The sequence below is a fragment of the Nitrospinota bacterium genome, assembly GCA_009873635.1.
In the GTDB taxonomy this organism is placed as follows: domain Bacteria; phylum Nitrospinota; class Nitrospinia; order Nitrospinales; family VA-1; genus LS-NOB.
The window spans coordinates 52,515-58,762 of the sequence record WAHY01000007.1 but is presented as its reverse complement, the minus strand read 5'-3'; the positions used below and the strand labels follow the sequence as shown (position 1 = coordinate 58,762).

At 42.9% G+C, this 6,248-nt stretch carries 4 protein-coding genes and 1 pseudogene (1 of these 5 only partly in view); 2 read left to right on the top strand and 3 right to left on the bottom strand.

Annotated features, from left to right (window positions below):
* Nucleotides 1–1,265: pseudogene (locus F3741_06130) on the top strand (chloride channel protein) (it extends 500 nt beyond the left edge of the window).
* Here F3741_06130 and F3741_06125 read toward each other — a convergent pair.
* From F3741_06125 to F3741_06115, 3 genes are all read right to left on the bottom strand, one after another.
* Nucleotides 1,226–2,476 (bottom strand): SGNH/GDSL hydrolase family protein, encoded by a 1,251-nt coding sequence (locus F3741_06125; protein MZG30377.1) that lies wholly within the window; start codon nt 2,474–2,476, stop codon nt 1,226–1,228. The pseudogene F3741_06130 and the gene F3741_06125 overlap by 40 nt on opposite strands.
* Nucleotides 2,477–2,485: 9 nt before the next feature.
* A complete protein-coding gene (locus tag F3741_06120) occupies nt 2,486–4,966 on the bottom strand; it encodes a copper-translocating P-type ATPase (GenBank protein ID MZG30376.1) in 2,481 nt (826 codons plus the stop codon).
* A 139-nt stretch (nt 4,967–5,105) separates the two neighbouring features.
* Nucleotides 5,106–5,498, bottom strand: a complete 393-nt coding sequence (locus F3741_06115; protein ID MZG30375.1) for a hypothetical protein — start codon at nt 5,496–5,498, stop codon at nt 5,106–5,108.
* Between the two features lie 347 nt (nt 5,499–5,845).
* On the opposite strand from F3741_06115, the gene F3741_06110 reads away from it, so the two are divergent.
* On the top strand, nt 5,846–6,248 hold a 403-nt coding region (locus F3741_06110; protein ID MZG30374.1), incomplete at its 3' end, for a formylglycine-generating enzyme family protein.

The following is a 6,248-nucleotide window of genomic DNA, read 5'->3' as shown; positions in this document are numbered from 1 at the left end:
TGGTTGGTTGTGGAGCCGCAGCAGGAATAGCCGCTTCCTTCAATGCGCCTTTGGCTGGTGTTTTGTTCGCTCTTGAGATTATTCTTACAGACTTTACCATCCACACATTCAGTCCTATCGTCGTTGCTTCGGTAATAGGCACCGCTACAGGCAGAGCTATGGAAGGTAACGAAATAACTTTCCATGTTCCGGTTCATGAGCTGGTCAGCTATTCCGAAATAGTTTTTTATCTGTTTCTGGGATTATTGTGTGGTGTGGTTTCAAGATTATTCACTTTTTCATATTTCAAAGCTTTTGAGGTTTTTGATAAGAAGGTACATCTCCCCAAGCCCTTGAAACCGGCCCTGGGAGGACTGATCGTTGGTTTAATCTCCATTGCTTTTCCAGCAATTCTAGGTAACGGTTATGAGTTTATGGAAAAAGCTCTTAACGGAGAGCTTTTCTGGGGTCTGGCCTTTGGTTTGATCTTTTTGAAAATCATCAGCACTGCCACAACTTTAGGCTCAGGAGGTTTGGGCGGGGTCTTCGCACCTTCACTCTTTATCGGAGCCATGCTGGGATCCACCTACGGAGCTCTGGTACACGGAATCAACCCAGGCCTCACCGCTTCACCTGAAACCTATGCACTTGTGGGAATGGGCGCTGTAGCTGGCGCAGTCATGCAGGCACCTTTGACAAATATTTTGATGTTATTTGAACTGACCAACGATTACACCATAATTTTGCCGATCATGATCACATGCATTGTTTCGGCCTACACATTTAGAGCATTTGATATTAATTCAATATATATCCAAAAACTCTTAAAGGAAGGTATCAACATCAAGCACGGACGGGAAGTTTCTATCCTAAACTCCATTAAGGTTAATGATGTGTTAAGCAAAGATATCACAACAATTCCAGAAGGCATGCCCTTTAGAAAAATTCTGGAAACTGTCTCCTACTCCAAGAACTTTTATTTTCCTGTGGTGAATTCTGAAGGGGAAATGTCTGGCTTATTATCTTTTCATATGATACGGGAGATGATTTTTGAAGATGACCTTGGAGACCTGATCGTAGCCAATGATTTAAAAGTAACATCTGTCATGACTCTCACCCCTGGGAACAATCTCAATCAGGCAATGGAAATGTTCGCCAAACTTGATGTGGAGCAGCTCCCGGTAGTCCGCCCTGACGACCCCAAACGAGTGATCGGCATGGTCAACCGGGGAGAAGTTGTTGCCGCTTACAACCGTGAAGTTCTGGTATCCGGTTTTGATAAGTAGTTCTTTAAACTTGTTCTGATCTTTTTTGCACTATTACTATTTGGTTTGTTGTTTTCATTCATACCGCTTATGTCTTTCTTTATCGCCTGAAAAATTATCTCGGCCATCAACCCATGCCCAATTTCATTAGGATGACAACGGTCAGGAAACAAAAAAGCCAGCATGGGGTCATCTTCCATAAATTCCCCGTAAGCCTCAAAATAAGTGACAAACAAGTCGGGGAACCGATCGTGAACAGTCGATAAATACGGCTTCAATGCTGAAGGGAAATTAACATGAGGAATTTTTTTATTCTTTGCGATTTTCTCTGCGCTATCCTGATAGGTCTCCGGATTGCATACATTAACAAACAACGGCCTGGCGCCCTGTAGCTTGACACCCTCGATTAATGATTCAAGGTTTTCACGGTATTGCTCTAGTGGAACACGAGTACCTCCCTTATCTTTGGGAGTAAAGCCTGGCAAACCCCAAGTTGTCATCCACCGATAAAGCAAAAGTTGTTTCAATTTCCAAATAATCTTTCCTGCCAGAGAATTTCGCAGTTCAAATTGACGTTGATCCGTTCTGAGTGATGGATAAGAATCATTCCAACCATAGGAAAGGATGACCCAGTCACCCTTTTTAACACCTTCAATTTCCTGCCAGAGTAATTTCCCCTGAAACGAAGAAAAACCAGGAAGGGAAAAGTTGCTTAAGTTAAAGTCGGAAACGGTGTTTAATTTTTCATTTAATAAATAAGCATAGGATTTTTCATAATTCACTCCCCAGCCAAAACTACTGGAGTCTCCCAATACATATAATGTTTTTCCATTAACCTCAGTTATGCCCTTGCTTTGGGAAGATGCACGAAAACCTTCTGAGTCAGCGATAATTGTCCATGGGGGAAGCTTATCCACCACAAAAGCGGAGGAGTAATTCTGTACCGTGGTAGTAACGCCGGACTTTAGAAGGTAGCCATAGCGGAAATCTGGTTTATAGGCATAAATATCCTCATTCACAAAACCCTGACCATCCACAAACTGCTGATATTTTTTTAACACCACAGGATCCATCTCTTCCACCCAGGATGGGATGGTAAAAGATTTAAAGTGCAATTCAGGTTCAAATCCTGCAAACCTGAGCAGGGCTTCTATAATCCCAAAAAAGAAAAAAACCACCGCAATAGAAAAGCAGAGCGATTGTATAGTTTTAGAATTTTTTACAGGTGCCACAACCTGTCCCTAAAATTTGGAAGGAGAAAAGCGTTTTAACAAAAGTGAATTTCCAACGACCGAAACAGAACTTAATGACATGGCTACAGCGGCAAATATAGGTTTTAATAGGACTCCATAAAAAGGATATAAAACCCCCGCCGCAATAGGAATTCCCATTACGTTATAAAAAAATGCCCAGAAAAGATTTTGCCGGATTTTGGTCAAAGTTTTTCGACTCAATTCGATAGCCTCAGGCACAATACGAAGATCTGAAGTAACCAAAGTGATATCAGATGCCTCCATAGCGACATCTGTACCGCTTCCCAAAGCCATGCCTACTGTCGATTCAGCCAGTGCCGGGGCATCATTAATCCCATCCCCCACCATCGCGACTTTACTACCGCCATCAATCTGTTTTCTAATTTCATCCCTCTTACCTGATGGCAGAACATCTGCGATCACATCATCTATACCAAGTTGCTGAGCAACTGCCAGAGCGGTTTTCTGGTTATCGCCAGTAACCATCATCACTTTCATACCCATTCTTTTGAGACGGAGCACACATTCCTTCGCATAAGGCTTTAGTTTATCAGAAGTAGTGATGAGACCTGCGACCACGCCATCAACACTCAATATCATGGGTGTTTTTCCCTGGTCAGCCAGTTTTTCCAGATCATCACTTATAGGGGAAATGTCGATTCGTTGATCCCGCATTAATTTAATATTTCCCAGTAGAACATCATTATTTCTTACTTTTCCTTTTACTCCAAAACCTGGAAGCGCTTCAAACTCCGAAACAGTTTCAAACTTGAGCCCGCGTTTCTTTGTCTCCAAAACAACAGCCTGCGCCAATGGATGCTCCGATTGCTTTTCCATGGATCCTGCAATTACCAATAGACGGTCCACATCCAACACAGATGCTGGAGATAACAATACATCGGTGACTTCCGGTTTTCCAAAAGTGAGAGTTCCAGTTTTATCAAATATAATGGTATCCAGTTTCTCTGTCTGCTCTAAAGCTTCTCCACTTTTGATCAGTATGCCCATCTCCGCCCCTTTACCGGTTCCAACCATAATCGCCGTGGGTGTAGCAAGCCCTAATGCACATGGGCAAGCGATAATCATGACTGAAATAAAAATCATCAAAGCAAAAAGGAAAGGTGTCGCAGGCAAAGTAACAATAGAGCTTCCCACTCCCCACCAGAATGCCATGGCCAGAAGAGCCAGAACAATCACCGTTGGAACAAAAACTCCAGCAATCTTATCTGCAAGCCTTTGAACAGGCGCCTTCGATCCCTGCGCCTGTTCTACAAGTTGGATGATTTGCGCTAATACAGTATCTTTACCCATTCGAGTCACGCGAAATTTAAAGAACCCGGTTTTATTGAGACTCGCGCCAATAACTTCATCACCAGAATTTTTTTCTACAGGAACACTTTCTCCAGTCAACATCGACTCATCAATGGAAGACTGTCCTTCAATCAAAACACCATCAACAGGAATTTTTTCTCCGGGACGAACCAGAACCACATCTCCTGCAATGAGATCTTCCACACTGATTTCAATCTCCCTGCCCTCTCTTTCAACATGGGCCGTTTCCGGCTGAAGTCCCATTAATTTTTTGATTGCAGATGAAGCGCTATGTTTTGCCCGAGCCTCCATCCATCGTCCAAGCAATACAAGCGTAATGATCATGACCGATGTGTCGAAATAAACCTCAAGCCCTGAAAACTTTACCGAGTCTGGGAAAATAGCAACCCACGCGCTGTAGAAATAAGCCGCTGAAGTTCCCACAGCAATGAGGGTATTCATATCCGCATAACCGTGACGAAATCCGTTTAAAGCACCTCGATAAAATTGTCCCCCTCCATAAAACTGCACTGGAGTAGCCAGAACCAATAATATGATATTTAAAGTTTGCAGATTAAAACTGAAAAATGTTTCACCCTGCATCGAAAGAAACATAACAAGCACACTGGTCAATCCACTAAAAACCAGCTTTAACTTTAAATCAGCCAGTTGTTTATGGTAACGCTCTTCATCACCTTCAACCGGATTCCCCTCAGACTTTTTCTGTAATAAGCGATAGCCGGTTTCTTCAAGAGCCAACCGCAGGGATTCAAAATCGACCAGGGCTGGGATGTAATCTATCAGCACCTGTTCTGAGGCCAGGTTCACATCAACAGAATGGACTCCTTGTATAGAGGATAGTTTTTTCTCAACACGGGAAACGCAGGAGGCGCATGTCATACCTTCAACCGGATAAGTCTTACTCTGACGAGGAACTTCAAAACCCAGTTTTTCGATTGCAGTGGGAAACTGGTCAGCCGATATTTTTTGCGGATCAAAGTCGATGGATGCCACTTCAGCGGCAAAGTTTACATGGGCCGAAACCACCCCTTCCATCTCACCGACCTTTTTTTCTATCCGAGCAGAACAACTGGCACAACTCATGCCTTTAACTGGAAGGGTCAAGTGTCCTTGATTTGTTGATTTAAGATCTGACATGATGAGCTCAGTTTAAAAGATAAGAACCTTTACTACCTTATAAGGATACACATTTTCAGGCAATGATTCTAATAACTATCATTGCATTGACAGGAGGATTGCCTGAGGAAGTGAGGGGTTTAAATTAAGAGGTGTATCATTATTTACTGAACAGGGTTTTCAGAGTAACAACTCCATAACCTATAAGCAGGAGAGCGATCAGGCCGCTGGAAAATGAGTTCTGGCTCATGGCGGTGGTGAAAACAAATACACCCACGGCGCTTAAAATCAAGCCAAGGACAAAATAACCGAATGAGCGGTAGATGGGCGGTTTGCTTTCCAGAGAATTGCGCTTTTGCTTGAGCTGCCACCGCCAGCGAAGGACATAATAAGTCTGTCGAATCCAGTTAAACAGTCCGCCATCTTCAACGAGACTGGTACGGCAATACATACATTGAGTATCAGTATTCCTATTGGGGAACCCACAGTTCAGGCACAGTTTGCTGTCCTGATTCTGGTTTAAAGTAACGGGCTCTTTTTTTGGCTTATCCATTAAAGCTCCTGATGGTGGACTACTTAAAATTTTCTGCTTTCTATCTCTACGGCTAACAGGTAACAACAGGCAAGAAAAAAATAAAGAAATGCCCTAAAAAATTACTCCATACAGGTGTATTTGGATTTTATTACTTATAGATAATACTGTCAATCTTCAAAGATTTTTAGTGAATATCGCAGACTATCGATAATCATTATTCATGATTGAACAAAGACTCCCAATTGCATATAATCCAACTCCTACTTTTTATTAATGGCAATTCCATTGAAATGAAACTGATTATCAGCTTGTTTTTATCGTTTTTCATGGTTTCATCCAGTTTTGCAGATTCTTCTGTTGAGGATATGGTATTAATCCCTGCGGGAAAATCGCAAATGGGGAGCAGGAAATCCCTTTTGGAACTCAAACCCCATGATTTATTCAATACCGATCGGCACACCCTGGGGCCGGAAAACCCGGCCCATGAAGTCTATCTCGATGCCTTCTACATAGATATATATGAAGTGACCAATGCTAAGTACAGAAAATTTGTGGACGATACCGGCGCCCGGAAACCAATGGGTTGGAGCAGGGACAAGTTCAAGAATGACCAACAACCTGTAGTCGGAGTTTCCTGGAAAGAAGCCGTTGCCTATTGCAAGTGGAGCGGGAAAAGACTCCCCACAGAAGCAGAATGGGAAAAAGCCGGCAGAGGCAAACGTCCTATCAAATACCCCTGGGGAGATTCACCCCCTGACTCAGAAAAGC

Bases quoted from the DNA above. Each gene is read 5' to 3' on its own strand.
- F3741_06120 (MZG30376.1), bottom strand. From the start codon at position 4,966: ATGTCAGATCTTAAATCAACAAATCAAGGACACTTGACCCTTCCAGTT.
- F3741_06115 (MZG30375.1), bottom strand. From the start codon at position 5,498: ATGGATAAGCCAAAAAAAGAGCCCGTTACTTTAAACCAGAATCAGGAC.